This window comes from Pseudooceanicola algae, from assembly GCF_003590145.2.
Classification (GTDB): Bacteria; Pseudomonadota; Alphaproteobacteria; order Rhodobacterales; family Rhodobacteraceae; genus Pseudooceanicola; species Pseudooceanicola algae.
In genome coordinates this window covers 1084820-1111525 of record NZ_CP060436.1, presented here as the reverse complement: position 1 = coordinate 1111525, position 26706 = coordinate 1084820, and the positions used below count along the sequence as shown (strand labels likewise).

At 62.5% G+C, this 26706-nt stretch carries 21 protein-coding genes; 2 read left to right on the top strand and 19 right to left on the bottom strand.

From position 1 onward, the window contains the following. Positions 1-18: 18 nt before the first annotated feature. The 12 genes from PSAL_RS05240 to PSAL_RS05185 all read right to left on the bottom strand — a co-directional run bounded on the left by PSAL_RS05240 (position 19) and on the right by PSAL_RS05185 (position 16083). Positions 19-3477 (bottom strand): ATP-binding protein, encoded by a 3459-nt coding sequence (locus PSAL_RS05240; RefSeq protein WP_119840198.1) that lies wholly within the window; start codon positions 3475-3477, stop codon positions 19-21. Continuing rightward, on the bottom strand, positions 3477-4712 hold the full coding sequence (locus tag PSAL_RS05235) for a metallophosphoesterase family protein (RefSeq protein ID WP_119840197.1): 1236 nt from the start codon (positions 4710-4712) through the stop codon (positions 3477-3479). The genes PSAL_RS05240 and PSAL_RS05235 overlap by 1 nt, the downstream gene beginning before the upstream one ends. An 88-nt stretch (positions 4713-4800) precedes the next feature. Further along, the gene (locus PSAL_RS05230; protein WP_119840196.1) at positions 4801-6456 is read right to left on the bottom strand and encodes a dipeptide ABC transporter ATP-binding protein; all 1656 of its coding nucleotides are present in this window, start codon (positions 6454-6456) and stop codon (positions 4801-4803) included. Positions 6457-6458: 2 nt separating this feature from the next. Further along, entirely contained in the window at positions 6459-7337 is an 879-nt protein-coding gene (locus PSAL_RS05225) for an ABC transporter permease (RefSeq protein WP_119840195.1), read from the bottom strand. After that, on the bottom strand, positions 7330-8304 hold the full coding sequence (locus tag PSAL_RS05220; RefSeq protein ID WP_119840194.1) for an ABC transporter permease: 975 nt from the start codon (positions 8302-8304) through the stop codon (positions 7330-7332). The genes PSAL_RS05225 and PSAL_RS05220 overlap by 8 nt, the downstream gene beginning before the upstream one ends. Further along, positions 8301-9125, bottom strand: a complete 825-nt coding sequence (locus PSAL_RS05215; RefSeq protein WP_119840193.1) for a sugar phosphate isomerase/epimerase family protein — start codon at positions 9123-9125, stop codon at positions 8301-8303. Before PSAL_RS05215 ends, PSAL_RS05220 begins: the two co-directional genes overlap by 4 nt. 69 nt (positions 9126-9194) lie before the next feature. Then, on the bottom strand, positions 9195-10784 hold the full coding sequence (locus tag PSAL_RS05210) for an ABC transporter substrate-binding protein (protein WP_119840192.1): 1590 nt from the start codon (positions 10782-10784) through the stop codon (positions 9195-9197). 269 nt (positions 10785-11053) lie between these two features. After that, entirely contained in the window at positions 11054-12232 is a 1179-nt protein-coding gene (locus tag PSAL_RS05205) for a hybrid sensor histidine kinase/response regulator (protein WP_119840191.1), read from the bottom strand. Next, complete coding sequence (locus PSAL_RS05200; protein ID WP_119840264.1) at positions 12233-12679, bottom strand: response regulator; 447 nt, start codon at positions 12677-12679, stop codon at positions 12233-12235. Between the two features lie 14 nt (positions 12680-12693). Then, the gene (locus PSAL_RS05195) at positions 12694-14970 is read right to left on the bottom strand and encodes an ATP-binding protein (RefSeq protein ID WP_119840190.1); all 2277 of its coding nucleotides are present in this window, start codon (positions 14968-14970) and stop codon (positions 12694-12696) included. A 259-nt stretch (positions 14971-15229) separates the two neighbouring features. Next, positions 15230-15595 carry an ATP-dependent Clp protease adaptor ClpS gene (locus tag PSAL_RS05190; RefSeq protein WP_231388622.1) on the bottom strand — a complete coding sequence of 122 codons (366 nt, stop codon included), beginning with the start codon at positions 15593-15595 and terminating at the stop codon, positions 15230-15232. Between the two features lie 80 nt (positions 15596-15675). Further along, positions 15676-16083: a MerR family transcriptional regulator gene (locus PSAL_RS05185; protein ID WP_119840189.1), complete on the bottom strand. Its 408-nt coding sequence runs from the start codon at positions 16081-16083 to the stop codon at positions 15676-15678. A 114-nt stretch (positions 16084-16197) separates the two neighbouring features. On the opposite strand from PSAL_RS05185, the gene PSAL_RS05180 reads away from it, so the two are divergent. Both PSAL_RS05180 and PSAL_RS05175 read left to right on the top strand, forming a co-directional pair. Then, positions 16198-18639 (top strand): heavy metal translocating P-type ATPase, encoded by a 2442-nt coding sequence (locus PSAL_RS05180; RefSeq protein ID WP_119840188.1) that lies wholly within the window; start codon positions 16198-16200, stop codon positions 18637-18639. A 1315-nt stretch (positions 18640-19954) separates the two neighbouring features. After that, entirely contained in the window at positions 19955-21316 is a 1362-nt protein-coding gene (locus PSAL_RS05175) for a Hint domain-containing protein (RefSeq protein ID WP_119840187.1), read from the top strand. 30 nt (positions 21317-21346) lie between these two features. On the opposite strand, the gene PSAL_RS05170 is transcribed toward PSAL_RS05175, so the two are convergent. The 7 genes from PSAL_RS05170 to PSAL_RS05140 all read right to left on the bottom strand — a co-directional run bounded on the left by PSAL_RS05170 (position 21347) and on the right by PSAL_RS05140 (position 26624). Then, positions 21347-21961 (bottom strand): nucleotidyltransferase family protein, encoded by a 615-nt coding sequence (locus tag PSAL_RS05170; RefSeq protein ID WP_119840186.1) that lies wholly within the window; start codon positions 21959-21961, stop codon positions 21347-21349. Next, entirely contained in the window at positions 21958-22194 is a 237-nt protein-coding gene (locus PSAL_RS05165) for a ribbon-helix-helix domain-containing protein (RefSeq protein ID WP_119840185.1), read from the bottom strand. Before PSAL_RS05165 ends, PSAL_RS05170 begins: the two co-directional genes overlap by 4 nt. Beyond that, positions 22191-22421, bottom strand: coding sequence for a DUF4169 family protein (locus PSAL_RS19215; protein ID WP_119840262.1), 231 nt, complete (start codon positions 22419-22421; stop codon positions 22191-22193). Before PSAL_RS19215 ends, PSAL_RS05165 begins: the two co-directional genes overlap by 4 nt. A 96-nt stretch (positions 22422-22517) precedes the next feature. Continuing rightward, complete coding sequence (gene fumC / locus PSAL_RS05155) at positions 22518-23912, bottom strand: class II fumarate hydratase (protein ID WP_119840184.1); 1395 nt, start codon at positions 23910-23912, stop codon at positions 22518-22520. Positions 23913-24146: 234 nt separating this feature from the next. Further along, entirely contained in the window at positions 24147-24704 is a 558-nt protein-coding gene (locus PSAL_RS05150; protein ID WP_119840261.1) for a class I SAM-dependent methyltransferase, read from the bottom strand. A 155-nt stretch (positions 24705-24859) separates the two neighbouring features. Then, the gene (locus PSAL_RS05145) at positions 24860-25387 is read right to left on the bottom strand and encodes an SspB family protein (RefSeq protein WP_119840183.1); all 528 of its coding nucleotides are present in this window, start codon (positions 25385-25387) and stop codon (positions 24860-24862) included. Positions 25388-25499: 112 nt separating this feature from the next. Beyond that, on the bottom strand, positions 25500-26624 hold the full coding sequence (locus PSAL_RS05140; RefSeq protein ID WP_119840182.1) for a THUMP domain-containing class I SAM-dependent RNA methyltransferase: 1125 nt from the start codon (positions 26622-26624) through the stop codon (positions 25500-25502). Positions 26625-26706 lie beyond the last annotated feature (82 nt).

Here is a 26706-nt window from a genome sequence, read left to right as displayed (position 1 = left end):
AGGCCGGGTTGAGTTCGGTCAACCGGTCCGTCCAGTCGTCCAGAGTTCGTGAATGATGGGCGGCCTGTCGCAAACGCTTCGGGCAATGTCGACGACATGGCGGTGGTGGGTGAGGTAGATTGCCTGCCCACGACCGCCGATGTCTTCCATGACGCGGCAAGCGGCGCTTGTGCGCGCCTCGTCGAAGGTCTCGAAGATGTCGTCGCAGAAAAACGGAAGCGTCGTGCCCTGAGTGACGAGTTGCTCATGGGCCGCTGCGCGCAGAGCAAGGTAAAGCTGGAACCTTGTGCCTTTTGACATCTCGGCCGCACGCTTGCTGACGCCGTTTCCGTCCACGGCAAGCAGGATCTCTGCATCCTTTTCGACATGGGTGCTCAGCGAGGGGTATTTCCCCTGCGTGAGGCTGGCAAAGCATTGTTCCGTCGCGGTCATCATGCCGCTGCGGTGGCTGTCGCGGTAGCGCCGGATGGCATCCGAAGCAAGGTGGTGACCAAGCGAAAGCTCTAGGTGCTCGACCGCCGCGTCCTCAAGCTGCAGCTCAAGGGTCGCCTTTTGTTCGACCAATGCGGCGATCGTGTCGTCACCCTTCACCTCGGCCAGCGCATGATCGGCTGTGACCCGTTGCTGAATGGCCAGGGTCAGCGTTTCATCCGCATGGCGAAGATCGGAAACGCTGCTTTCCAGGGTCGCATCCAGGGCGGTGATCGAGGTTTCGGCAAGTGCGCAGCGGGTGGCTTCAAGGTCGGCGGTGCCGAGGTCGGACAGAACCTGGCGCGTGTATCTATCCAGCGTGGCGCGATTCGCGATCACCTGCTGCGCCCGCGTCGTGACCTGTCGCAGGGCATCGATGTCGTGTGGGGGGATAGGGTCCGGAAAGACCGCCGCAATCGCCGCGACCTCGTGATCGATGGCGTCTTGTCTGCCCTCGTGTTGCGCCTTCTCTTCCTTGGCCGCCTCCATTGCCATGTCCAGCTTGTCGGCCGTTGCACTGGCCTGGCGCGCTTGTTCCGCAAGGGCCTTGAGCGCGGCGTATACGTCAGCCGCGGGTCTGTCGGTGGCCAGGTCGTGGGTCCGTGCCAGCGCACCGACCTCCTTGCTGAACTGCCTCTGGTCGGCCAGCATGGTCGTGACCCTGCGCGCGGCTTCCGCACGGGTCGTTTCGTGTTCCCGCAGTGCCCGCAGGGGATCAAGCGAGGCCGCCAGGTCGTCGGGCGCAATCGTTTCTCCAACAAGATCGTGGATCAACGTGAGCCAGGCCGCAGTCGCCCTTTGCCGGACCTTCAGCGCCTCTGCATGGCGGTCCTCGCGCCGGGCAAGATCACGTTCGGCCTGTCTCAGACCGTCTTCGGCCTTCGTCCGGGCGTCGGCGTGCTTGCGTTCTTCCTCGGCCATATGGCGGGCGGTGTTCAGGGCCTGGCCGAGGTCCGCCGGTGAAAAGGGCAGCTCGCTTGCAAGCTCTGCCAGCAGGGCATCGGCATGCTCAAGGGGCGGGCGATTGGCCGCTTCCGTTTCCTTCAGGGATTGGGCGTCTTCGCGGGCCAGGTCATGGCGCAGGACCCAGTCCAGCCAGTCGGCAGGTGTGAGGCTGCCTGCAAGTCCGGCCCGAGCCGCTGCGGCGCTGACCGAAGTTTCGATGGCGGTGCATTCGTCGCGCAGGGCGGCGATGCGGTTCTCCGCCTGGGCGGCGCGGGCGTGGGATTCGGCTTCGGCCTGTTTGATCTCGCGCAATTGCGCGACCTCGCGGGACTGGGCCAATCGCGCGTGGGTCGCGCTATCGTGGTCCTGCATCGCTTCGTGAAAGGCGGCGGCGGTTGAGCTGTCGAGGGCGTCAAGGTGCTGCGACCACCGGGCGTCGCGCAGGGTCAGCAGATCCTCTGCTTCGGCGTCCGAGACGACCTTTGCGTCCCTTGTGAGGGCAAGTGCCTTGGCGCCGCGGGCCGCCGCGTCTGCGTTGTGCTCGTCGCGCTTGTCCATCGTCGTGCGCAGGTCGTGCAGCAATTCCTTGTGGCGTTCGGCCCAAATTGACGCCTGTTTCCCTGTGGTCGGGCAAGCCGGCAGATGCTCGAAGGCCTCGCCTGCGAAAGCGAGGGCCGACAGGGACCGTCGGGATTTGATCCTTGCGGCCTCAATGGCCTGCAAGGCCGCCGCATGGGCGGGCGCGAGGTTGTCCGCATCGAAACGCTGCAACAGGTCCGCGATCCGCAGCGCGCCCGCGGGTGCCGGCGCGCTGTCCTGCAGGACGTCGGTCGCGGCGCTCACCCGGTCCCTGAGGTCGGCGACCTCGCGGGCCTCTGCCTCTTCATGGGTAATGGCGTCGCGGAGGGTCGCCCTGGCATCTTCCAGCCTGGAAATATCCGCAGTCGTCAGGACAAGGTCTTGCGGATCCACGGTCAGCGATGCGCCGCCGATATCGCGAAGTGCCTGCTGCATGGCGTCCTCTGCGGCCTGCTGTTGGGTCTGGCGTCTGGCAAGATCAAGCTGTGCGGTACGATCCCGCGCGGCGAGGTCCCCGAGCGCCTCAAGCGCGGTAGATAGGTCAAGGCGCCTGGGATCCATGGCGAGGCCGGCGCGGTCTTTCTCAAGGGTCGCGATTTGTTCGTTCAGGCGGGCGATGTTCTGGGTGGCCAGGCTGCGATCGCCGCGCAGTTCGATCAGGCGGTCGGGGTTGAAATCGAGGTGATCCGGGTAGGTGCTCCATGGCGCAACTGCCTGTTCCAAAGCGTGGATTTCGGAAAGCAAGGGCAGGGCGCGCCGCTGTGCCTCGGCCTTTGCCCTGGTGGTGGTCAGGTCATCCCGCGTCCGGCGTGCGCTTGCTTCGGCCTCCTGTGCCCTGCCAAGGTCCCGCTTGAGAACCTTCCAGGCGCTGGCGGTCACGTCGCGCGTCTTGATTTCCTTCTCGACCTCCCCAAGGTCTCGCTTCAGCTCGGCCAGCCGCGTGGTCCGTCCCCGCTTTTTCCACAGCGCATCGGCCCGGTCGCGGACGCCATCCAGAACGGTGCTGAGATCTGCAACACCGGCAGCAGCGGAAAAGAGCAGGCGGCCGATATCGCCTTCGGCATTCGCGATCTCTTCCCCGCCGCGTTCGATCGTCTCGTCGTCAAGGCACAGAAGACGGCGGTAGTCGCCTTCCGAAAGCCCCGCAAGATGGGCCGACAGGGCAGCCTCTGGCAGGGCGGTGCCTGTTTGGTCCACCAGGGACCCGTTGCGGGTCGGCAGGCGAGTGAAATCACGCAAGGTCCCGTCGATATCCAATGTGGCAGAGACCTGCAGGTTATTGCGCGGATGCTTGAACGCATAGCCTTCGCGCAGCGGAAAGCCGTAGAACAGCCGCAGGACGGCTTCCATCGTGGTGGTCTTGCCGGCCTCGTTGGGACCGTAGATGATGTGGAAATCACCGGCCTCTTCGCCGGGTCCGAAATCGAACTGCCGATCGGTGAAATGGCCGAAACGGTCGAGGTTGAGACGTCTGATCCGCATCAGTCTCCGGCCCCCTTCATCTGCGCCAGAACCAGATCGGCACCGGATTTCGTCAGCCGGTCGACCAGGTCATCGCGACCCGACTCGTCCGCCATCAGCTTGTCGCGCAGGGACGCGGGCAGATCCTGCAGCACGGTCTCGACCTCTTCACGGGCAAGGGCGGCAAAGCCAGGTTCGATGCGGATCCCGGCCATCGTGGCCGCCAGTTCATCGGCGGCGGCGGAGACGTCCCCTTGCGTTTCCGGCGGAGAAAGGGCGAACAGCACCTTGTCGATCCACAGATCGCCTGTGGCCCCGGCAAGCTCGTTCACCTGTTCGATCCAGACATCGCGATCCCTCAGGATTTGCCAATGGCGGGGGGGGCGACCGGTCAGGGTCAGTCGGATCACGCCGACCGGCGCGGCGATATCCTTGCGCAGGGCGCTCAACCGGGTCTTCAGCAGGCCGCGCAGCGCCTCGTCGCTGCTTGCCCCCGTCACGTCGACTTCGCTATGGGCAAATTCCACGGCGGAGGTGGGCATTTCGGTCGTCTCGATGCGGCCCTGATCGATGGTCAGCAGCGTGGCGGATTTGGGTCCGGCCTCGCCAATGTCGCGCCCCTGAGGGATGCCGGGCATGACCACCCAGGGGCTTTCTGAATGCACCTGCCGTTTGTGGATATGCCCGAGCGCCCAGTAATCGAACCCCATGGCGACCAGATCCGCCAGGCTGCAAGGTGCGTAGGTGTCATGGCCCGCCGCGCCGGCGAGGGAACTGTGCAGCATCGCGATGTTCACCGCGTCGGATACGGGTGGTTTGAAGCGTGGCAATAGGCTGTCGGGGGCATGGCGGTCCGCAAAGCTGACCCCGTGGATCCAGACGTCATCGGTCAGTTGAACCTTGCCCCCGCGCGCGTCGAAGACATGGACATGCGCAGGCAGATCCAGCGTCCCGGTGATGGGATTTTCGGCGTCGTGGTTGCCCTTGATGTAGAACACCCGGATCCCGGCCTCGCCAAGGCGATCCAGCTCGGCCATCAGGAAGGCGCCGGTCCGGGCACTGCGTTCCTTTCCATCGAAAAGGTCGCCGGATATCAGCAGCGCGGAAACCTTCTGAGCAATGGCCAGATCGACCAGACCGCTGAAAACGGAGCGCGAGGCGGCCACAATCGTGGCGCGCAGATCAGCGTTCCGCAAAGCCAGAGATCGAAGGGGCGCGTCCAGATGGACGTCGGCGGTGTGCAGAACTTTGATCACGACGGACCCCCTTGCTGGGGCCGAGTGAACCAAGAGTTCAGGTGCTAGACAATAGCGAAAACCTGAGGTCGGGGTCCGACGCGCTTTGTCATCCAACCGGTTCGAGGATCGCTTTGGCCGGGGAGGATTGCGACCGCTGGAATTCATTGCGACGGAAGGCCGCGAAAAGCTGCTTCGTGTAGGAATGCCGAGGATGGGCAAGCACCTGGTCGCAGGGCCCATGGTCCCGCAGCTGACCCTGTTGAAGGACAAGGATCTGGTCGGAAATCCTCGCAACCACGGCTAGATCATGGCTGATGAACAGCAGGGCAAGCCCGCGCTGATCCTGCAGCCGTTTCAGTAGTGCCAGGACCTGGGACTGAACCGTCATATCGAGGGCAGAGGTGATCTCGTCACAGATCAGCACATCGGGATCCGCGATCAAAGCCCGCGCGATTGCAATGCGTTGCTGCTGCCCGCCGGACAGGTGTTGCGGACGGCGCGCAAGGATCTCTGGTGCAAGTTCGAGTTCCGCCAACAGGGAAACTGCGCGCGCCCTTGCTTGTGCTGCTGTCAGCCCGAAATAGCGCTGTGCCGGTCGAATGAGCGTCTGTTCGACGTTATGGGCCGGGTTGAGCGAGGAAAGCGGGTCCTGAAAAACCATCTGGATCCGGCGGCGCACGTCCTGCGGCCGCGTCCTGGCAAGGCCGGTCACCACCGTTTCACCCAACCGGATTTCGCCGCTGTTCCCGGACAAGATGCCCGCCACCAGCCCGGCCATGGTCGATTTTCCAGAGCCGCTTTCGCCCAGAACCCCAAGCGTTTCCCCGCGTCGGATGGCGAAGGACAGATCGTCCACCGCCTTGACCGTATGTTCACGCCCCCGCAGGAAGCGGGTCGGTCTGTGATAGGTGAAGTCGAGGTGGTCGGCCGAAAGAACCGGATCGCCCTCGGGCCGGGGCGGTCTTGGGACAGATTGGTCGAGCCGCGGAATGGAGGCAACAAGCCTGCGGGTGTACCCGGTGCGGGGGGTGTCGAAGACCGAGGTGCTGCATCCGGCCTCGACCTCTCTTCCATCTTTCAGGACAAGGACCCGCTGGCACAGCTTTGCGATCACGTTCAGATCATGGCTCACATAGATCAACGTCGCGCCAAGCTCTGCCTGAACGCGTCCGACAAGGTCCAGAACCCGCGCCTCGACGGTCTTGTCGAGGGCGGTGGTCGGTTCGTCCAGCACGATCAGGTCCGGGCGCGCAACCAGCGCGGCGGCGATCACCAGACGCTGGCGCTGTCCGCCGGAAATTTCATGGGGATAGCGCCGGAACATTAGGTCCGGTTCGGGCAGGCCCGTGGCCGCCATCAGGTCAAGGGCGCGGGCGCGTGCTGTCGCGCCACGGCGGGTGTCATGGTGGCGGATCAGCTCCACGAGCTGCTCGCCATTGGTCAGGTGGGGGGTCAGTGACGACAGGGGGTTCTGCGGAACCATCACGGCAGTTGCCCCGCGATAGGCGCGCAGTTCTTTCCGCGCGAACGCCAGCACGTCGCGCCCGCCAAGCAGGATCTGGCCGCCTTCGAGCCGGGCACCGGGGCGTGTAAATCCGAGTAAAGCGCGCGCGACAGTGGATTTTCCTGATCCACTTTCGCCAACGATGCCTAGCGTTTCGCCCCGTTCCAGCGCAAAGCTCAGCCTATCGACAGCCGCCAGGTCGCGTCCGGCAGCATCGCGATAATGAACGCTCAGGTTCTCTACATGCAGGTGGGGCATTTCTAGAGATCCAATGGCGAAAGGTCGTAGGCGCGGGCAAAGCCGTCGACCGTGAAGTTGATGCCGATTATAAGGGAAGAGAGCGCGATGGATGGCAGGATCAGGAACCAGGGATCGGTGAAGACCACGGCCATCGCCTCCTGTACCATCAGGCCCCAATCCGGCGTTGGCTGGGTGATACCAAGTCCGAGAAAGCTGAGCGCGCTGATCTTGAGCACCGCCGAGGAAACCCGGACCGCCACCTCGACCGCCAGAAGACCCGTCAGATTTGGGGCAATCTCGCGCAAAAGGATGCTGACTGTCGTCTCTCCGCGCAACTCGGCCGCCCGCACGTAGTCGAGGGCCGCGAGCGAAAGCGTGCGGGCCCGCACGACGCGGACCATGCCGGGCGTGTAGACGATGGCGACGATGATCGACAGCGCCCAAAGGTCCTTTCCGAAGGTCAGCACGAGGATCGCGATCAGCACCAGTTCCGGCACCGCCATCAGCGTGTCGGTCAGGCGCATGACGACATCATCGACCCAGCCGCCGCAATACCCGGCGGCCAGCCCGAGCGCCGTCCCGGTGAGGACGGCAACGGTGACCCCGAGCGCCGACACCAGCAGCGCCACGCGACCCCCGGAAATGAGACGTGAAAGGTAGTCGCGACCGATCTGGTCCGTCCCCAGCCAATGGTCTGGCGACGGCGGCGTCAACCCGTTGGTCAGGATGGCGCTGACCCCATAGGGCGCGACAAGGGGGGCAAACAGCGCCAGGAACAGATGGATCGCCACCAGCATCACCCCAATCCGGGTCAGAGGCTGCGCAAGGGCCGTTTGCCAGCGGGACGGCGGTCGTACCGAGGCGGAAACCGGGTCGGAAGCGAGGCGCAGGTCAGCCATGGGATTTTCTCCGGACTTTCGGATCAAGCGCCAGAACGGCAGTATCGGCCAACAGGTTGGACAGGATGACACCGAAGGCCGCAAGGAAGGTGATCGCCTGGATCGTCGGGACTTCGCGTTGCGCGATTGCACGGATCAGTTCAACGCCGATGCCGGGAAACCTGAACACCGCCTCGATAACGACGGTGCCAGAGACAATTCCCGCGACGAACTGCGCGGTGCCGTTCAGCATCGGGATCAGGGCGGTCGGCAAGGCATGGACGATCACCAGCCGCCATTCCGGCAGGCCCGACAGGCGGGCACGTTCGACATATTCGCTGGCCATCGCCTCGACCATTCCGGCGCGCAGCAATCGGAACTGATAGGCAACGCCAGAGACGATCAGCGCGCAGACCGGCAGGACGGATACGGCAAGGATGGCGTGCCAGGAAGCATCCTCGCCGATCATCAGGACCGCCGGCGCCCAGCCGAGGATCAGGGCGAAGACGATGATGAAGACATTTCCGACCACGAAATCCGGCATTGAGTAGGTAAACAGCGTGGCACCCGAAATGACCCCGTCGGCGCGCCCGCCGGGGCGCAGCGCCGCCCAGATGCCAAGGGCGATAGACACCAGTGGCGTCAGCAGGATGGCGACCGAGGCCATCAACAAAGAATTCAGCATCGGATGGAAGATCGCATCGAAAACCGGTTCCTGGGTCATCAGGGTGACGCCGAAATCAAAGGTGACGAGGTTCCCGAGGACCTGCGCAAACCGCATGAACGGAGATTTGTCGAGGCCCAGTTCAGCCCGCATGCGATCAAGGTCTTCTTCGGTATACCAGATCATCTCGTCGGCCGGGATGCTTGCGTCGAGCGCATCACCGGGCAGGATTTCGGTGCCGATGAATACCAGCCCCGAGACCATCAGCAGGATCAACACCGAAAGCGCCAGCCGGCGCAGGACCAGATCGAGGATCGGGCTCATACGGCCAGTCCCAGACCTTTCAGATGGGCGAAGCCTTGCGGAATGTCACCTGGCCGGCGCAGCTCAAGGACCAGGTGCGGGGCGCTTTCGCAATCGGCCAGGGCGCGGAACACCTCGACCCACTCGATATGGCCCTCGCCTGGTGCCCAATGACGGTCAGCAAAGCCGTCGTTATCCTGCAGGTGAACATGGCGCAGCAATGCGCCGGCATCGCGCAGGTAGACGTCCACGGGCGGCGCATTCGATGCGCGCGACGCGACCTGGGCGTGACCGGTGTCGATGGAAAGTGCCAGCGCAGGGGAACCGATCGCCTCGACCAGTTCGCGCCGGATCGAAGGCGTGATATCCTTGATGTTCTCGACGACCAGGGTGACCCCGTGCTCGGTGGCCAGGGTCAATGCGGGTCCCATGACCGCGCGGAAGTCATCGGCGACCTTCGCCACCATGCCGCCGGGGCCGAACCCGTTGAATCGGTTGAATTCGTGCCAGTTGTCGAAGGGGGAATGGATCACCATCTGCGTTGCGCCAATCGCGGCCGCCGATTCCACCGCCCTGAGGTATTTTCCGCCGATGACCTTCGCCATGTCACGGTCGGGATTGGCGACGTCGAGCCCCCAGAATGGACCGTGAATGCCAAGGCGCCCCTGAAAGCCGTCAAGGGCCGCTTTCGCCTGTGCCACAGCTTCGTCCCATCCGTCGCTGACGACGCCCGGCAGGCAGAAATCCTGGATCTCGAGGTCACGGTTCGCATCGAACAGCCAGTCGCGATGGGATGCGATATCCTTGGTCAGCAGCGCGGCGCCGATCTTGAGCGGAGTCATGGGCTTTGTTCCTTCGAAGTTGGGGAATTGGGGGCGGTCGCTGCCGCCCCCGAAGGGGTCAGGATCGGGTCAGCCGTCTTTCCAGACGGTCTCGAAACGGGGCCCCTGCCAAAGCTGCGTGTGCGGGCGCAGGTTGTGCCAGCCCTCACGATAGACAAGGTTGGTGCGACGCCCGCCGACCATCACGCCGGGGACCTCGTCCTGGGCGATGCGCTGCATCTCGTGATAGATCGAAAGGCGCTTTTCCGCGTCTTTTTCTGCCGCAGCCTCCGACAGGAGCGCGTTGTACCGATCAAAACCCGGACCTTCCCACCCGCCCGGTTCGGCGTCGTTCAGGTTCGAGGCGCGCGACAGGTTGATCGCGGGGTTGCGCGCACCGATCAGGTTGCGACGCGGGCGACCGATGGGCTTGTTGACCGCGCTCACGAAGGGATTGAAGCCATCGCAGGGCCGTTCGGAGAACTGCAGGTTGATGCCGGCCTCCTTCAGGCTTTCCCCGACCACGGCCCAAAGTCGGGGCTCTTCGGGATATGTGGCGCAGTAGAAGATCGCCGGCAGGTCGATCCCGTCGGGATACCCCGCCTCGGCCAGCAATGCCTTTGCCTGGGCAACGTCCCGTTCGACGGGGCGCGGCAGGAATTCCTTGTTGGCGCCGTTCATATGGGTGTCGTTGCCGGTCCAGCCTTCGGGATCGTTGTAGATGATGGTATTGATCCGCGGGCGGTCGATGGCCAGCGACATGGCCTTGCGCACACGCACATCGTTCCAGGGGAAATTGACGTTCTTGGGCAGCACAAGCCAGAACTGATCGCCGGAAGAGGCCGTTTCCACAACCCCGCCAGCATCCCGGAACTGATCGAATTGCCCCGGATCGGCATTCAGGACCATGTCGAACTGTTCGGCGCGGAAGCCGTTGATCGCATTGGCCCCCATCGCCAGAACACCGACAAGCTCGTCGATATAGGGCCGGCCCGGCATCCAGAAATCCTCGTTCCGCTCGGCGCGGAACTGGCGCTTGTTGTCGATTTCCAGAAGCCGGAAGGCGCCGGTGCCAATGCCGTCATATCCCATCTCGTTCAGGTCGTCCCGTGCGGGCAACATCATCGCGCGGTACTCGGCCGTCGCATGGGGAAATTCGACGTTGGGCTGGTTCAGGTGAAAGCGGATCCCATGGTCGCCCATCGGTTCGACGCTCTCGACATATTGCTTGAGGAAGCCCACACCGCCAAGCCTGGGATCCGCATGCAGGCGGCAGGAGGCCACGGCATCCTTCGAGGTGAATTCCCTGCCGTCATGAAAGACCACGCCTTCGCGAAGCTTGTATTCCCAGACGGTCCCGTCGTCGTTTGAGGCAAATTCCGTCGCAAGCTCCCCCCGAACTTCGAGGTTCTCATCAACCCAGGTCAGGGCATTCCAGATGCTCCGGGTTTGAATGTCCATGAAGTAATAGGGGTGGGTCCCGCGGTCGCTCTGGCCGAGGGCCCAGTTCGGCACCGGATTGCCATAGGTAAGACGGCCGCCCTGACGTGGTGTTTGTCCGGCAACCAGGCCGTCGACGAACTCCGTGACCGTGGAGGCGCGGGCAAGACCCGGCGCTGCACCGAAGCCGATGATGGCGGCCGAACCGGCCATGAAATCACGTCTGGAAAAGGAGGGCATGGTACGATCCTGTGCTGTTCATTGGGGGTCCAAGAACACAGGCCCGTGACGCGGTCGTGACGGGGGTAGGTCGCAATAAAAGTTTCACCGAAGCTTCGTGCAGACCATGAAAGGCCGAGATGGCCGATGCCGGCGGGAACGGCCGCGCCAGCCGATTTCCGATCTTGCGTTGTCGGTGTCCCTGACAAAACGCCTTGGCAAGGCGCGCGCCAGATACGCCCGCAACGTCCGTCGGCATCTTGTCACAACATGCTTTTCCAGAGGGGGGGTCAGTTCAGTGTCTGGCCCTCGGGAACCCCTGAGCGAGTCTTGTGGCGCACGCACGTCTTGGGAGATTTCAGATGTCCGGCAGACGGTGAAAGCGGATCGCGCGGCAGAAGCAGGCAAATTTCGGCGCCGTTCCCTTTGGTGTCTTTGCACCAGATGAAGCCGGAATGCCGTTCGGCGATCTTCCGGCAGGTGGCCAGACCCAGGCCGGAACCGGGGATTTCACTGACGGTTCCGAGGCGCTGGAAAGGTTCGAACATCTTTTCACGGAAATGCTCAGGCACGCCGATTCCGTTGTCGGCGATAGAGATCAGAAGTGCCTCCGGGTTCTGTTGCGCGATCACCGAGATCCGCAGTTTCGGCTGTTGGCCGGGACAGAACTTGATGGCATTGGCGACAAGGTTCTGCAGCAATTGCGAGATTTGCGGCGGATTGCAGGTCAGATTACTGTCATCGGCGGCGGGGATGTCGATCTCGATCTCTGCATCGCTGTCCGAAATGGTCAGGCTTAGCGCCGTCAGCGCGCGGTCGATCACGTCGCGTACCGGGACGTTGCTCATCTCGGCATCGCCGTCGTAGCGCAAATGCGCGGCGAGGCTGTCCACCAGTTCGGACATCTGGCGGGTGGATTTCTGGAGATAGGCAAGGTCTTCCTGGACAGTATCGGTGTCCCCATTTTGCAAACTGTCCGACAGCATCTCGGCAAGCGATGATATTGCAGCAATCGGTGCGCGGAAATCATGGACCAGGATGCTGGAGAACATCATCAATTCCTGGCGCTGCTGATCGACCATCCAGCGCATCCGCGCGGTTTCGACGCTGACCTTCATCATGCGTTCGACCGCGTTCTGGTTCAGGTCACGCTTGGAAATATAGTCGATGGCTCCCCGCTTGATCGCTGTCTTTGCCACGATGGCATCACCTTGTCCGGACACCAGGATGACGGCGGATTTGGGCCATTTCTTCATCAGTTTCTCGACGATGGTCACGCCTTCGACACCGGGCAGACGGTTATCGAGGAATACCACGTCCATCTCGGGTGCGATAAGGTCCAGCGCCTGCGCCGCGTCTTCGCATTCATGAACCTTCCCGGCCAGAGAGGATTTCACGACCATACGGCGGAGCATCTTGCGATCGGCGCCATCGTCATCAACGATCAGGATTTTCAGGAACTCCCCCATTCACCCCTCCGTCAGATAGGGGTTCGTCGGCAATTCGACGATGCGCCAGTAGTGATCGAGCGTTCCCACAAGGTTGATGAAATCCGTCCCCGCCTTCGTCTTCAGGATATAGCCGGCGACGTTGTGGGCATAGGCTTCGCTCTTGTCTCGGTCGTCGTTGGAGGTGGTCGTAATAAAAACGATCTCTTTCTGAAGCCTGGGATCGGCGCGGATCCGGGACAGGAATTCCAATCCCCCCATGCGTGGCATATTGAGATCAAGCAGGATGACATAGCTCGCCGGCGGCGTACCGGATTCGCCACGCAGCAGCGCCAGCGCCTCTATCCCGTCGGTAACGCGGATGATCGGGTTGGCGATCCGGGCCTTTGAAAAGGCGCGACGAATTGCTTTCGCGTCGCCATCGTCATCCTCGATCAGGATGATGTTCAGCAATGTGGGGTCATTCATCTGAAGGTCGGCCATCAGGCGGCTTTCTCTTTCGGTTGATCCGGTTGCTTCGGCCAGGTGACGTGGAAGGTGGTGCCACGGGCGACATCGGAACAAAGGTCGATGTGACCGCCGACGGTGTTGACGTGTTTCAGCACCATGGCGAGACCCATGCCGCTGCCATCCACCTGGTCCCGCGGTCGGATGGTCTGGAACATCTCGAAGACTTTTTCGTGGAATTCCGGCGGGATGCCGGGACCGTCATCTTCGACCGAGAATTCCCAGGTTTCGGCGGTTTCCCGACATTTGACGACAATACGTCCATCCGGCCGGTGATGATGCTTGATCGCGTTTGAAATCAGGTTCAGCAGCACTTGCTGGATCGGCAGGCGGGGCAGACGAATGGCGCCGAAATCAGGCGCGAATTCCAGTGTCATTTCGTCAGGCAGATCGACCAGTGCAGCAAGGTCCGTCGCAAGCATTTCGCCGTCGATTTCTACTGTCCGGATATCGGTACGTCCAATCCGGGAATATTCCAGCAGATCGTCCAGCAACCGTTCCATCCGGGCGACCCTGTTGCGCATCAGATCCATGCTTTCGCGGGTATCCTCGGTCAGATGGGGGGCAAGGTCCTCTTCCAGCCAGCGCGAGGCATTGTCGATGACCCGCAGCGGTGCCTTCAGGTCATGCGAGGCAACATAGGCAAAGGTATCGAGGTCGGCATTCGACGCCTCGAGCGCAGCCAGCAGCTTGCGCTGTTCCTTTTCCGCTTCGTGACGGATCGAGATGTCACGGATGACGCCGATGAAGTGGGTGGCACCCGAATGTTTCAACTGGCTGACTGCGATTTCCAGGGGGATGAGGCGGCCATCCCGGGCGCGGCCAAAGATCTTTCGGCTTGGGCTCATGATCTTGGCGCCGTCCCAAAGCGATCCGCCGGTCAGGAAACGGGAATGGATGGCGGCCATGTCATCCGGCATGATGGTTTCAATGGGCCAGCCCTTCAATCCATCGGGCGGATATCCGAACAGGGTCGCGAAGGCGGGGTTGGCCTGTTCGATCTTGCCGGCTTCGTCGATCATCACGATCGCATCGGCTGCGCCCTGGAAGATTGTGCGCGACAGGCTGCTTTCGCGGCTAAGCTCGCTTCCCAGGCGTTGAAAGCTCTGGGCCAGGTCCCCGACTTCGTCGCCGGTCACGGGCAGGTCATCCATCAGGGGGTCGCCCGCGCCTGCTTCCCGCATGGCGAGCGCCAGGGCGCGGATCGGCCGGGTCATGCGCTGGCCGATCAGCAGGGCCCCTAAGGACAGGGTCAACGTCAGGCCAAGCAGGTACAACATGTTGTTGCGCAGGGCCATGCGCGTCCCTGCGTACAGGGCCTGTCGTGAAATTTCGGTCTGCAGAAACAGCGCGAAATTGCTGTCCGACGAGGCGCTGACCACCGGAATCGTCAGGACGGCTGTATCCTTTTTCACGATGATCTCGGACAGGGCGGTCTTGTCCCTGATAAAGGCGGCGTAATCGGGCGCTGACCAATCAGGATCCTCGTGAAAGTGCAGCGCCCCGACGCCCTGAGATGTCCAGGACATGTGGTCAAGCTGGTCCGTTACCACGGTGATCTTGTCTGCACGACCGAGGTCCGGCGTTGCCTTCGACAAGAGGGATCGGAGGTCGGCGTTGATGACCACGGCGCCGAATAACCTTCCGTCCCTGTCCAGAACCGGCTTGATGTAGCGGATCACCGGGGGGCCGTCGATTTCACCGTGCTCGCGGTTGTAGGTAACTTCCGAGAAATAGCCCTGGAGGTTGCGCATCATGTCCTGCTCGTCGATGTAGGGTTCCGCGCCCTTGCGCTGCAGCGCCGGTTCCGATGTGGCCACCAATTCGTCAGAGACCCGGTCGACGCGCACCAGTTCGCGCCAATTGTCGGCCCTCCCGATGAAACGGATCTGGGCATAAAGCGGATGGGTGGCCATGCGGGCGGAAAAGATGGTGGCCAGGCGCGCGGGCCAGGGGCCGAATGCGGCGGGGGTGCTCAGGTCCGGGGTGCCGGCACCAGCGCCCTCGGCAATTTCAAGCATGGCCAGGATGGGCGGCATCTCGGACAGCGAGGTGGTCTCGTCGCGCATGGTGCCAAGCGCGAAATCGATCTGCTGGGCCGAAAATTTGGCGATCGCCTCAAGCTCGACCTCGGCAGCGGCGCGTTCCTGTCCCCGCAATTGCCCCAAAGCCAGAAGCCCGACGGTCAGAGAGGCACTGGCCGCGAGGACCATCGCAAGCAGGCTGATCTTGCCGCCAAGGGTTCCGAACATCTTGCTCTCCCGTCATCGTCCGGGCAGGTCAGGGGGCCAAAAGCCCGGCTCCCATCCAGTCCCGCGCGCAATCCAGGCAAGACGCGCCGTCGGCTGGACGCGCGGACTCTGGCCCGGCTTCTACCTAGCGACCGAATGTTTAGGGACAGGTGAACGGGGGCGGGGAACTGGATCGGATTTGATGTTTCGGGCGGGATCGGGCGCGCCGGTTTGCGACGAATGCCGCTCCGGGCGCGGGCCAGATCCCGACGCGGCGTGGCTATTCTTCGCGTTCCGTCGTGAAGGCCAGCGGATAGCCATGGTCGCGCGCGGCATCGTTGGCGGCCTGCGCCTTGGTCTCGGCAACTTCGCAGGTATAAACGGCGACAACGCAGGCTCCCTGTTTATGCGCCGTCAGCATCACGCCAAGCGCCTCGGATTCTGTCATGCGGAAGACCTGTCGCAAGATCTGCACGACGAAATCGCGGGGCGTGAAATCGTCGTTGAGCAGGATGACCTTGAAAAGCTTCGGCGGCTGGCTCCGCAGCCGGGCTTTCGGGCGGGTCAGAAGATCGGGAAGCGCGGTGATCTTTTGCATGAACAATGCTCGCTCGGTCAGGACAGACGGGCGGGTGAGACGGGGCATCCTTGCCCCATTCTATCCATCATTTCCGTGCAAAAGTCCAGTTTTCTGCAAGGTTTCCGCCGTGTGCCCCTTGCGGCCTGTCAGCTGCGATCGGGGTGGACAAGGCCGTCGGTCAGCCCATCCAGGATGGCGCAATCCGGCCCTGCATCGCCGTTGCAATCGGCTACCAGGGTCGACAATTGCCGCCGCATCGCCTCCAGCTCGGCGAGTTTCGTGTCGATCCGGGTCAGGGCGGCACCGGCAAGGCTGCGGACATCGGCGCTGACACGGCCGGGATCGCCGCGCAATTCCAGAAGCCGGGCGCAATCGGCGGTCGAAAAGCCCAGGCCCCGCGCCCGCGCGATAAAGATCAGCGCGCCAAGGTCGTCATCGCCGAAACTGCGATAGCCATTGTCCCCGCGTTCAGGATGGATCAGCCCGATGTCCTCGTAATAGCGGATCGTCTTGGCAGGCAGGCCGCTGGCGGCGGCAACGTCTCGGATCTGCATGGCTTGTCCTTTCGCGGGGATTGCGGGGTTTATGCCATGGCAAGGCTTGACCTTCCAGTGACTGGAAGCCCTATCTGCCATAGCAGGACGATATCTGCCAAGAAGGGGCGTGACATGCAGGCTGAAAACCACTCCGAAAGCTACCGGGATCCGGTCTGCGGCATGGAGGTCGCGGGGGATGGGTCGAAACCGGAGCTTGAGCTTGACGGGAAGGTCTATCATTTTTGCTGCGACGGATGCCGGACCCGGTTCAGGAACGACCCGGAGGCCTACCGAACAGCGCGGGACCCGGTCTGCGGCATGCAGGTGGAGCGCGCCGATGCGGCCCATATGGCACGCCACGAAGGCAATCGCGTCTATTTCTGTTCGGCCCGCTGCAAGGACCGCTTCGACGCTGACCCGGACGCCTGGTCCGGCGAATTGCCCACGCCCGAACCGCAGCCCGAGGGCACCGAATACACCTGTCCCATGCATCCGGAAATCCTGCAGGACCATCCCGGCGATTGCCCCAAGTGCGGCATGGCGCTGGAACCGCTGTCGCCCTCGGCGGACGCCGGGCCGAACCCCGAACTGGTGGATTTCACCTGGCGGCTGAAGCTGGTGGCGCCGCTGGCTGGCCTCATCTTCCTGCTTGAGATGTCTACGCATGTCGGCATTCCGGTCGATGAGTGGTTTGGTCATCCGCTGTTCGGGTGGGTTCAATTTGCGCTGGCGACGCCGGTCCTGTGGCTGTGCCGGACCTTCTTCCGGCGTGGCTGGTCGTCGATCGTGAACCGGGCGCCGAACATGTGGACGCTGATCGCGATCGGCACCGGGGCGGCCTATCTGTTCTCTCTGGTGGCCCTGCTGGCGCCGGGGGTGTTTCCGGCCGAAATGCGCGGCGCCAATGGCGCGGCCCCCGTCTATTTCGAAGCGGCGGCGGTCATCCTTGCCCTCATCCTTGCGGGTCAGGTGATGGAGCTTGGCGCCCGGGAAAAGACCGGCGACGCGATCCGCGCGCTGATGGATCTGGCGCCCAAGACGGCCCGCCGTATCGACGAAAGCGGCGAAACCGACGTGCCCTTGGACCAAGTTGAACAAGGGGACCGGCTGCGCGTGCGCCCCGGCGAAGCGGTGCCGGTCGATGGCACGGTCGATGAGGGGTCGTCCTCCATCGACGAAAGCATGATCACGGGCGAGGCGCTGCCGGTTGAAAAGGCCGCTGGCGACGCGGTGACCGGCGGGACGCTGAACAAGTCCGGGTCTTTCGTGATGCAGGCCGGGGCGGTGGGATCGGACACGACCCTTGCACGGATCATCGACATGGTGTCCTCCGCGCAGCGGTCCCGCGCGCCGATCCAGGCCATGGCGGACCGGGTGGCGGGCTGGTTCGTGCCCATCGTGGTGGGGATCGCGCTGCTGTCCTTTGTGCTCTGGGTGCTGTTCGGCCCGACGCCGGTGCTGTCCTATGCCATTGTCTCGGCAGTGTCGGTGCTGATCATCGCCTGTCCCTGCGCTCTTGGGCTTGCGACCCCGATGTCGGTCATGGTCGCCACGGGGCGCGGCGCCCATGCCGGGGTGCTGATCCGCGACGCAGAAGCGCTCGAGCGGTTCTCGAAGGTTGATGTGCTGGTGGTAGACAAGACCGGCACCCTGACCGAAGGCCGCCCGGTTCTGACCGATGTGCTGCCCGAACCCGGCGTGTCAGAGGGTGATCTGCTGTCCTGGGCCGCGGCGTTGGAGCGCGGCTCGGAACATCCGCTGGCCGAGGCGATCCTGGCCGGGGCCGGTGAGCGCGTCGCGCCGGAACGGCAGGCGACTGGCTTCGAGGCCGTCACCGGAAAGGGCGTCACCGGGCAGATCGACGGGCAGGACGTGGCGCTTGGCAATGCGGCCCTGATGGCGGACCTTGGTGTCGCGGCCGATCCTGTACGGCTTGAGGAACTGCAGGCCGACGGCAAGACGGCGATGTTCCTGGCCCTTGATGGCTCTCTTGTCGGGATCATTGCCGTTGCGGACCCGATCAAGAAGACCACGGGAAAGGCCCTGAAGGGACTGCGGGCTGCCGGGCTGCGTATCGTCATGGCCACCGGCGATGCCGGGGCCACGGCGCGCGCGGTGGCATCCGAACTGGGCATCGACGAGGTGCACGCCGGTGTCAGCCCAGAGGACAAACAGGCTCTGGTGGCCGATCTGCAAGGGCAGGGCGCGCGCGTCGCCATGGCCGGCGACGGGATCAACGATGCGCCTGCACTGGCGGCGGCAGATGTGGGCATCGCGATGGGGACCGGAGCGGATGTGGCCGTCGAAAGCGCCGGCATCACGCTGGTGAAGGGTGATCTTGGCGGCATCCTGCGGGCCCGTATCCTGGCGCGCGCGACGATGCGCAACATCCGTCAAAATCTGGTCTTCGCTTTCCTCTACAACAGCGCCGGTGTGCCGCTGGCCGCCGGGCTGCTTTATCCGCTGTTCGGTGTGATGCTGTCCCCTATGGTGGCGGCCCTTGCGATGAGCCTGTCTTCGGTCTCGGTCATCACCAACGCGCTGCGTTTGCGGGCCGTAAAGCTGAAGCGCTGAACATTGGTCGGGTGGGGTGATCCATCCTGCCCGACCAGTACGCATACCCCGGAACTGACTGGCGGATAGGCTCCTCGATGTGACGCTTATTAGCGCCACATGGGGTGACTGGTCCGCAAATAGACCGAAGCATTCGCAATTTACCAAGGTGTGCTTTAGCGTTTGCATTTCCAGCCAAGACTGTCGCCCGCTAGAAAACGAATATGGTATTGCTTCCCCGAGAATGTAATCGTGACAAGGTTTCCCAGTTTATTGATGGGTATTGAGACAATTGCATCCGACGCGCAGATGCCGTTCTGGTATCTCGAGATCCTGAAGACTAGGGTCAGAATTTAAAATTCATGCCTAAGTTGTATGACGATTCATGGGTTTTGGGCGCTTGTGATGGAGCGTGGCCCTTGTGGAATTAGGCATACGGTATTCAGCAATGGGACCGGTTGGCATTTGTCTGTCCGTTCGGACAGCGCGGTAGCCACGACGAAGGAAACCGAAACAGGATGAAAAGTGAAGGCAGCGCCATCAGGTTTTCGATGCCTGAACGCTGCTTCAACGTCCCGTTATCCCGCAGAGACATCCAAAGCGACAGCGCCAGCCGAACCCGGGTCAAGCCTTGGGTCTTGGATGAAAAGCGCTCCTTTTCTTTACCTTAGGTCAGTCCTGAGGGGGCAGGCGCGATTGCAGGTTTCCGCAATTGACCCTTCGGCGGGCATCGCGAGGAATGGCGTGCACGCGATTGGGACGGGGCGGGCTTGGGCAATATTTGGGCGATGGAGGCGGAGGGCCTCCATTATCCGTTACGATGCGGGTCCCGAATCGCAAACGTCCTCTCTTGCGAAGGATTTGAGGAGAGTCTGATGCCGGTTAATCACCTGAGAGTGGAGTTGGTTTAGGGATTTATTTACGATTTCCCCCCTAAAAATCGATAGAAATTGGGCATGTTGGAGGGTGTTTTCGGTAAAGTCTGGCCGGGGTCTTGCTTCGGAATTGTGGCAATTGATTTGGCTGTGATTTCATTTTACACAATCCGAATGGGACTCGTCTAGGGAAGCGCATGTTTGCAGCCCAGTGTGTTAGAATTCCGGGGTGGGCAAGAATGCCCAAAAGTTGATTTGCCAGACATCCGGGGTGCCGGGGGTGTCGTGGCAAGGACCGGTTTGACCGGTTCGGAACTGGCCCCCGATTTGACCGAGTTCCCCGCAATTCATCGGGGCCGGGTCCGAGCGGGACACCTGATCGGTCCGACCTCTCTGCCCTGCGGTGACGCATATGGCGAGGGTGGTCGGATCGAACGTTGCGACGTTGGAGCGGATGAAAAGTGGCGACTGAAGATACAATCAATGGGACAAGCAACAACGACACGCTTGTCGGCGGAAGTGGCAATGACGAGATCAATGCCTATAACGGTCAGGATCGGCTTTACGGCGGATCCGGGGACGACGAACTTTACGGTGGCGATGGCGAAGACCTGCTCTATGGCGGCCATGGCGACGATTTCATTTCCGCCGGATCGGGCCGGGACTCCATTGCGGCTGGGGCCGGGGATGACACGGTCGACGGCGGCGATGGCGAGGACTTCATTTACGGCGGTTCCGGCGACGATGACCTGACCGGTGGACGCGGTCAGGACACGATCTATGGTGGCCGGGGCGACGATGTCCTGAATGACGGTGACGAAGGCAACCATTCCGTCGATTCCTTCTACGGTGGCTCCGGTGATGATACGATCTATTCCACTGGCAACCAGGACACGCTTTATGGCGGAGAAGGCAGCGATCGCTTCGTTGTTGTCGCGGATGGACAGAACTTCAACAACCTCACCGTCTATGGCGGCGACTCCGGTAGTGGCGAAGAAGGTGGTCGCGGCGAAGGTGGCCGTGGAGAGGGCGGATGTGGCGAAGGTGGCTCATCGGAGGAAAATGTTCTTGATCTGAGCCAGATATACGCGAATTACAGCAACGTTCAGATCATCTACGAAAGCGGCAACGCCTCTTCAGAGGATGGCCGCATCCTGATCAAGTCCGGTGGTAACGAACTGGGCCGGATCAACTATTCCAACATCGACCGGATCATCATCTGCTTTGCCCCCGGCACCCTGATCGCGACAATCCGCGGCGAGGTCCCGGTCGAGGATCTGCAACCCGGCGACCGTATCATCACCCGCGACAACGGCATGCAGGAACTGCGCTGGATTGGCAGCCGTCGACTGACGCCGCATGAACTGACGCTGGCACCGGAACTGCGGCCCGTGCGGATCCGCTCCGGCGCGCTTGGCCGTGGCTTGCCGACCCGTGATCTGCTGGTCAGCCCCAACCACCGCATGCTGATCCGCTCTGACCGTGCCTCCTTGCTCTATGAGGAAAGCGAAGTCCTGATCGCTGCCAAGGATCTTGTGGGTACGCCGGGGATTGAACGGGTGGACGATGCCTCTGTCACCTATCTGCACCTGCTTTTCGACCAGCACGAAGTGATCCTTGCCAATGGCGCCTGGAGCGAAAGCTTCCAGCCTGGTGATTACTCGATGAAGGGTTTGGGTAAGGATCAGCGCAAGGAGATCTTCTATCTGTTCCCCGAGTTGAACAAGGCGGGCGCTTTGCAGGAATACAGTTCAGCCCGGCGCAGCCTGAAAAAGCACGAGGTAAAGGTGCTGCGCGCCAGCGGTGATTTCCTGACCTACTGAAGGCACTTGCGCGTGGCATTGGTCGGCAGATCAGGCTTGCTCCGCGCGCCACCGCGCCCAGTCTTCGGGCGTATCCAGATCGATCATGGCATGACGGCCAGGCAGAGGCACAAGCCGAAGCCTGCCCGAATGTGTTGCAAGCAGGGCACGGGCCCCTTGGTCGCCACTGATTGTTTTTAGATCGGGAAACAAATCAGCGGGAAACAGGACGGGATGCCCGGCCAGGGATTGGGCCGTGCCCGCCTCGGTAACCTGGCTGGCACCACGCAGGATCGGGGCCTCGCCCCTATGGAATGCCTCGGCCAAGGTCAGCATGTCGGCACTGGTGATCTCGGGCATATCGGAGGGCAGGATCATGACCCCGTCCAGTCCTTCGGGCAGGGCGGCGATCCCGCAAGCGATCGAGGCGCCCATGCCGTCCTGAGCATTTGGCACGTTGATCTTCTGGACGGGTAGCCCCTTGAGTGCCGCGTCGCGCTCCGGGCGGTCAGACGTCAGCGTGATCTGCACCGGTCCCAGATCTGCCGCCAATGCCCTTTGCGCTATGCAGCGCAGCAGCGGTTGGCCTTCGACCTGTTCCAGAAGCTTGTCCGCACCCCCCATGCGCCGCGCGGCGCCGGCCGCCAGCAACAGGATGGCGATCACACCCCGGCCTCGTCGAGACGCGCTCGAAGATCCGCGAGCACATAAAGCCGAATGGCCGAGGCCAAGCCGGTTTCGATTTCGCGCCCCGCATCAATTCGTGCGGCCAAGGCATTGATTGCGATATCCTTTTCACGGGCTATACGGCGGAACTCGGCCCAAAATTCATCCTCCAGAGAGACGCTGGTACGATGCCCTTTCAGCGTGAGGGAACGTTTTACGGGACGGGTGCTCATACCTGCGGGTCAGAGCCGTCATCGTCTCCCGCCTCGGGCGCGACATTTTCAGGACGTTCCAACCTATGGCCATCCAGCGCCCCTTCATGCTTGTCCGCATGGGCCTGATCGAGACGCTTCTGCGCCTTGCCAAGGCCGAAACGCAGGGCGTTTTCATCCCCTTTGGCGCGCTTCCCGGCCCGCGCCTTGTCCTTCCGGACCTGGTTGAGATTGACGATCTTTGCCATGCAGCGATTCTGCCAAAGCCGCGCATCCTGCGCAAGCGCGGACATGCAAACGGCCCCACGCGGGGGCCGTTAATCCTTGGTCAAGGGTGGCGGCCCTCAGCCCTTGGGGCCGATCATCTGCTCGGGGCGCACCACGGCGTCAAAGGTGGCTTCGTCGACGAAGCCGAGGTTGATCGCCTCTTCCTTCAGCGTGGTGCCGTTCTTATGCGCGGTCTTGGCGACCTTGGTCGCATTGTCATAGCCGATGGTCGGCGCAAGCGCGGTCACCAGCATCAGGCTTTCATGCAGCAGCTTTTCGATCCGGGGTTCATTGGCCTGAATTCCGGTCACCATGTTGTCGGTGAAGGCCGAGGCGCTGTCGCCGAGCAACTGCATGCTTTGCAGGACGTTGTAAGACATCATCGGGTTGTAGACGTTCAGCTCGAAATGCCCCTGCGACCCGGCAAACCCGATGGCTGCATCATTGCCCATGACATGGGCGCAGACCATGGTCAGCGCTTCGGCCTGGGTCGGGTTGACCTTGCCCGGCATGATCGAGGAACCGGGCTCGTTTTCCGGCAGGATCAGCTCTCCCAGACCGCAACGGGGACCGGAGCCGAGCAGGCGGATGTCGTTGGCGATCTTGAAAAGGCTGGCCGCAACCGTCTTCAGCGCGCCCGAGAACATGACCATGGCGTCATGCGCTGCAAGGGCTTCGAACTTGTTGGGGGCGGTGACGAAGGGCAGGCCGGTAATCTCGGCCATATTGGCGGCAACGGATTCGCCCCAGCCCTTCTTGGTGTTGAGCCCGGTTCCAACGGCGGTGCCGCCCTGCGCCAGCTCGTAGATATCGGGCAGGCAGCTCTCGACCCGCTGAATTGCCTTGGTCACCTGATGGGCATAGCCACCAAACTCCTGGCCAAGGGTCAGGGGCGTCGCATCCTGCGTATGGGTGCGGCCGATCTTGATGATATCCTTGAATTCTTCTGACTTCGCGGCAAGCGCGGCCTGAAGCTTTTTCAGCCCCGGCAGCAGCACATCGCGGGCCTGCATGGCGATGCCGACATGCATGGCGGTGGGGAAGGTGTCGTTGGACGATTGCCCCATGTTGCAATGGTCATTGGGGTGCACCGGCGATTTCGAGCCCATGGTCCCGCCCAGCATCTCGATCGCGCGGTTGCTGATGACCTCGTTGGCATTCATGTTCGACTGGGTGCCGGACCCGGTCTGCCAGACGACCAGCGGGAAGTTGTCGTCGAACTTGCCCTCGATGACCTCGCCGGCCGCCGCGACGATCGCATCGGCAACCTCCGCTTCCATGTCGCCATTGGCCTTGTTGGCCATGGCACAGGCCTGCTTTATAACCCCGAGCGCCCGGATGATCGGAACCGGCTGCTTTTCCCAACCGATGGGGAAGTTCAGGATCGAGCGCTGCGTTTGCGCGCCCCAATACTTGTCGGAAGGAACTTCGAGCGGGCCAAAGCTGTCGGTCTCGGTGCGGGTTTCGGTCATGGAATTGCTCTCCCCAAGGGTTGTCGCAGTCGGTTTACCCGATGCACCCGTGGATTCAATGCCGTTATGGCTAACAGAGTGTGCGTCATTCCCGGGGTGATCGAACCGCGCCTTTTACCGCTCCCCGTCATCTGGCCGAAAAATACTCTGGGGGAACGCCCGGAGACCGCGCCGAGCGGTCCCCGGGCGTGGGGGCAAAGCCCCCGGCGCCAGTGCTCAGGGGCGTGGCAGAAACTACTGGACGTGACGGCGGAATTCGAAGACCCGCGCGGGGGGCAGGTTGGCCCAGACCGTGCCGCGCTTGGTCGCGACCAGACCCATTTCCGCCTGCACCTCGGGCGGGATTGGCGCATTGGGGCTATAGGTGATCTGCACGAAAACCCCACGGGGCGCCATGACCTCGAAGGCACGCCCGACGACCTCTCGCTGGATCTGTGGCCGCGCCAGAACCGGCACACCAGAGATCACGCAACCCAGATCCGAAACCCCTATCTCTCCGATTTCCTGCGCCGGCCGGTTCAGCACGCGCACACCGGGGAACTTCTGGCTCAGGGCCTCGCAGAAGCGCGGGTTCAGCTCCATCAGGATCAATTGTTCGGGCGGCACGCCCCGTTCCAGCATCACACGGGTGAAGCTGCCCGTGCCCGGCCCGATCTCGAGGATCGGCCCTTTGATCTTTTCCACGCCCTCCGTCATCTTGCGCGCCACGGCGGCGGATGAGGGGGCGATGGCGGAAACCTCCATCGGGTTTCGCATCATCTGTCCGATGAATACCGCAAAATCGCTGGCCACCTGCGTGCCTCCCAAACTGGTGTCGTTCCGAATTCATAAGCGAATTCGAAGCCGATCCGGCAAGGGTAAAACCATGATTTTACAAAAAATTCACCAATGTACCGCGCGAGTGGAAGCAGGCTGACACCCGACAGGACAGGCCTGCCGGGTGTCAATCACTTGCGAAACTTGTCCAGGCGCACAACCTCGGCCTCACCGGCGGGACGGTTTTCGGGCTTGCGGTCCTGATCCTTCTTGCTGCGATCGCGCAGCGGACGCGGAGGCTCGGGCGGCGTCGGATCGTCTTCTCCGAAATCGTCTTCCTCATCTTCTTCGTCGTCATCATCCTGGCCCTGGGTTTCAAACCGCAGGCCAAACTCGACGGATGGGTCGACGAAGGTCTGGATCGCGTCGAAGGGAATGTACATCCGCTCCGGTGCATCGCCAAAATTCAGTGTTACGGCAAAACCGCTGTCCGTGATCTGCAGATCGTCGAACCAATGCTGCATCACCACAGTCATTTCGCTGGGGTAACGGTCCTTCAGCCAATCGGCCAGTTCCGCCTCCGGATGGGTGGTGTCGAAGGTGATGAAGAAATGGTGCGCGCCGGGCAGGCCTGTCTCGGCGACTTCCGTCAGGACGTCGAAAATTAGGCCGCGCATCGCGCGATGCATGAGATTGCCGTAGTCGATAGTGCGGGGCATGGCGTCTTCCGAAATCCTTTTGGAGAAGCATAGGGGATTCGATCCAAAACGAAAGATCACCCGGCAAGATTCTGTGCAAGGTCAACGTTCCAGCCCCCAAAGTGTCATTTGTTCAGGGCAGGGGCTCCGTGCGCCAAAGCTGGACCTTGAGACTGCCGAAGGACACCGGCGCGCCGGGGGGCAGCAGGGGCAGGCCGGTCGCCTTGGCAAGCCCCGGTTCCGAGGTCACGATGCCGACACGCCAGCCGCTGAACCGCTCAGCCATAACCTTGCCGAAACTTCCGTACAGCGCATAAAGCAGGTTCTTGTTCCCGATCCGCGCGCCATAGGGCGGATTGGTGATTACCAATCCCGGCGGACCCGCGGGGCGTTCCAGCGCGGAAATCGGCGCGCAATGCAGGTCGATGATCTCGGCCAGACCGGCGCGTTCGGCATTCTTGCCGGCCATGCCCACGGCTCCGCTGTCTCGGTCGGAGCCATGAAATCGCACGGAATCCGCGGGAGGCAGGAGGCCGACGGGAAGGCTTCCCTTCATTTCGGCCCATTGCGCGGCGTTGAATCCGGCGAGCTTTTCAAAGGCAAAACTCCGCTCCCGTCCCGGCGCCAGTCCGACCGCCATCTCGGCCGCCTCCAACAGAAACGTTCCGGATCCGCACATCGGATCCAAGACAGGCTCATCCCCGCAATAGCCGCATTCGCGCAGGAACAGCGCCGCCAAAGTCTCGCGCATCGGCGCTTTGCCCACGGCCACCTTGTGCCCGCGCCGGTGCAATGGCTCGCCCGATGTATCAAGGCTGAAGGTCACCAGGTTGTCATCGATCCGCGCCTTCAGAACCAGGGCCTCTTCGCCACCGATATCGACGCCGAGGCTCTCCTTCAACGCGGTCTCGATCCGCTGCTGCGCGGCCCGACCGTGATAAATCTTAGACTTCCGGTTCGTCACCACGTCTACCCGCACCGGCATATCTCGCCGAAGGAAGTCACCCCAGGGAAACTTCCGCGCCCGCTTGTCGAGCTGTGCGAGGTGAAACGCCGGAAATCCGCCAATCCGCGCCAGAACCCGCGCCGCGCCGCGCAGGACCAGATTGGCGCGCTGCACATCCTGCCAGTTGCCCTCAAAACTCACGCCTCCCGGGGTGACGATCGGATCAGAAAACCCCGCCTCCACCATTTCACGGCTTAGGGCGTCTTCCAGCCCGGGGGCTACGGCACAGAAAATCTCGAATGTCTCGCTCATCCGCTGCTCATACAGCCATTGCCCGACGCCGACGAGGGGCAAATCCCGCCAAGTTTCCCTGTGAAAAATATCCCAGGGGGTG

Excerpts from the sequence above, each read along its gene's own strand:
- PSAL_RS05220 (WP_119840194.1), bottom strand. The coding sequence starts at position 8,304 with ATGAGCCCGATCCTCGATCTGGTCCTGCGCCGGCTGGCGCTTTCGGTG.
- PSAL_RS19215 (WP_119840262.1), bottom strand. The coding sequence starts at position 22,421 with ATGGCAAAGATCGTCAATCTCAACCAGGTCCGGAAGGACAAGGCGCGG.
- PSAL_RS05210 (WP_119840192.1), bottom strand. The coding sequence starts at position 10,784 with ATGCCCTCCTTTTCCAGACGTGATTTCATGGCCGGTTCGGCCGCCATC.
- PSAL_RS05215 (WP_119840193.1), bottom strand. The coding sequence starts at position 9,125 with ATGACTCCGCTCAAGATCGGCGCCGCGCTGCTGACCAAGGATATCGCA.
- PSAL_RS05145 (WP_119840183.1), bottom strand. The coding sequence starts at position 25,387 with ATGCCCCGCACTATCGACTACGGCAATCTCATGCATCGCGCGATGCGC.
- PSAL_RS05180 (WP_119840188.1), top strand. The coding sequence starts at position 16,198 with ATGCAGGCTGAAAACCACTCCGAAAGCTACCGGGATCCGGTCTGCGGC.
- PSAL_RS05140 (WP_119840182.1), bottom strand. The coding sequence starts at position 26,624 with ATGAGCGAGACATTCGAGATTTTCTGTGCCGTAGCCCCCGGGCTGGAA.
- PSAL_RS05195 (WP_119840190.1), bottom strand. The coding sequence starts at position 14,970 with ATGTTCGGAACCCTTGGCGGCAAGATCAGCCTGCTTGCGATGGTCCTC.
- PSAL_RS05230 (WP_119840196.1), bottom strand. The coding sequence starts at position 6,456 with ATGCCCCACCTGCATGTAGAGAACCTGAGCGTTCATTATCGCGATGCT.
- fumC (WP_119840184.1), bottom strand. The coding sequence starts at position 23,912 with ATGACCGAAACCCGCACCGAGACCGACAGCTTTGGCCCGCTCGAAGTT.
- PSAL_RS05185 (WP_119840189.1), bottom strand. The coding sequence starts at position 16,083 with ATGCAGATCCGAGACGTTGCCGCCGCCAGCGGCCTGCCTGCCAAGACG.
- PSAL_RS05200 (WP_119840264.1), bottom strand. The coding sequence starts at position 12,679 with ATGAATGACCCCACATTGCTGAACATCATCCTGATCGAGGATGACGAT.
- PSAL_RS05190 (WP_231388622.1), bottom strand. The coding sequence starts at position 15,595 with ATGCCCCGTCTCACCCGCCCGTCTGTCCTGACCGAGCGAGCATTGTTC.
- PSAL_RS05240 (WP_119840198.1), bottom strand. The coding sequence starts at position 3,477 with ATGCGGATCAGACGTCTCAACCTCGACCGTTTCGGCCATTTCACCGAT.
- PSAL_RS05205 (WP_119840191.1), bottom strand. The coding sequence starts at position 12,232 with ATGGGGGAGTTCCTGAAAATCCTGATCGTTGATGACGATGGCGCCGAT.
- PSAL_RS05165 (WP_119840185.1), bottom strand. The coding sequence starts at position 22,194 with ATGAGCACCCGTCCCGTAAAACGTTCCCTCACGCTGAAAGGGCATCGT.
- PSAL_RS05225 (WP_119840195.1), bottom strand. The coding sequence starts at position 7,337 with ATGGCTGACCTGCGCCTCGCTTCCGACCCGGTTTCCGCCTCGGTACGA.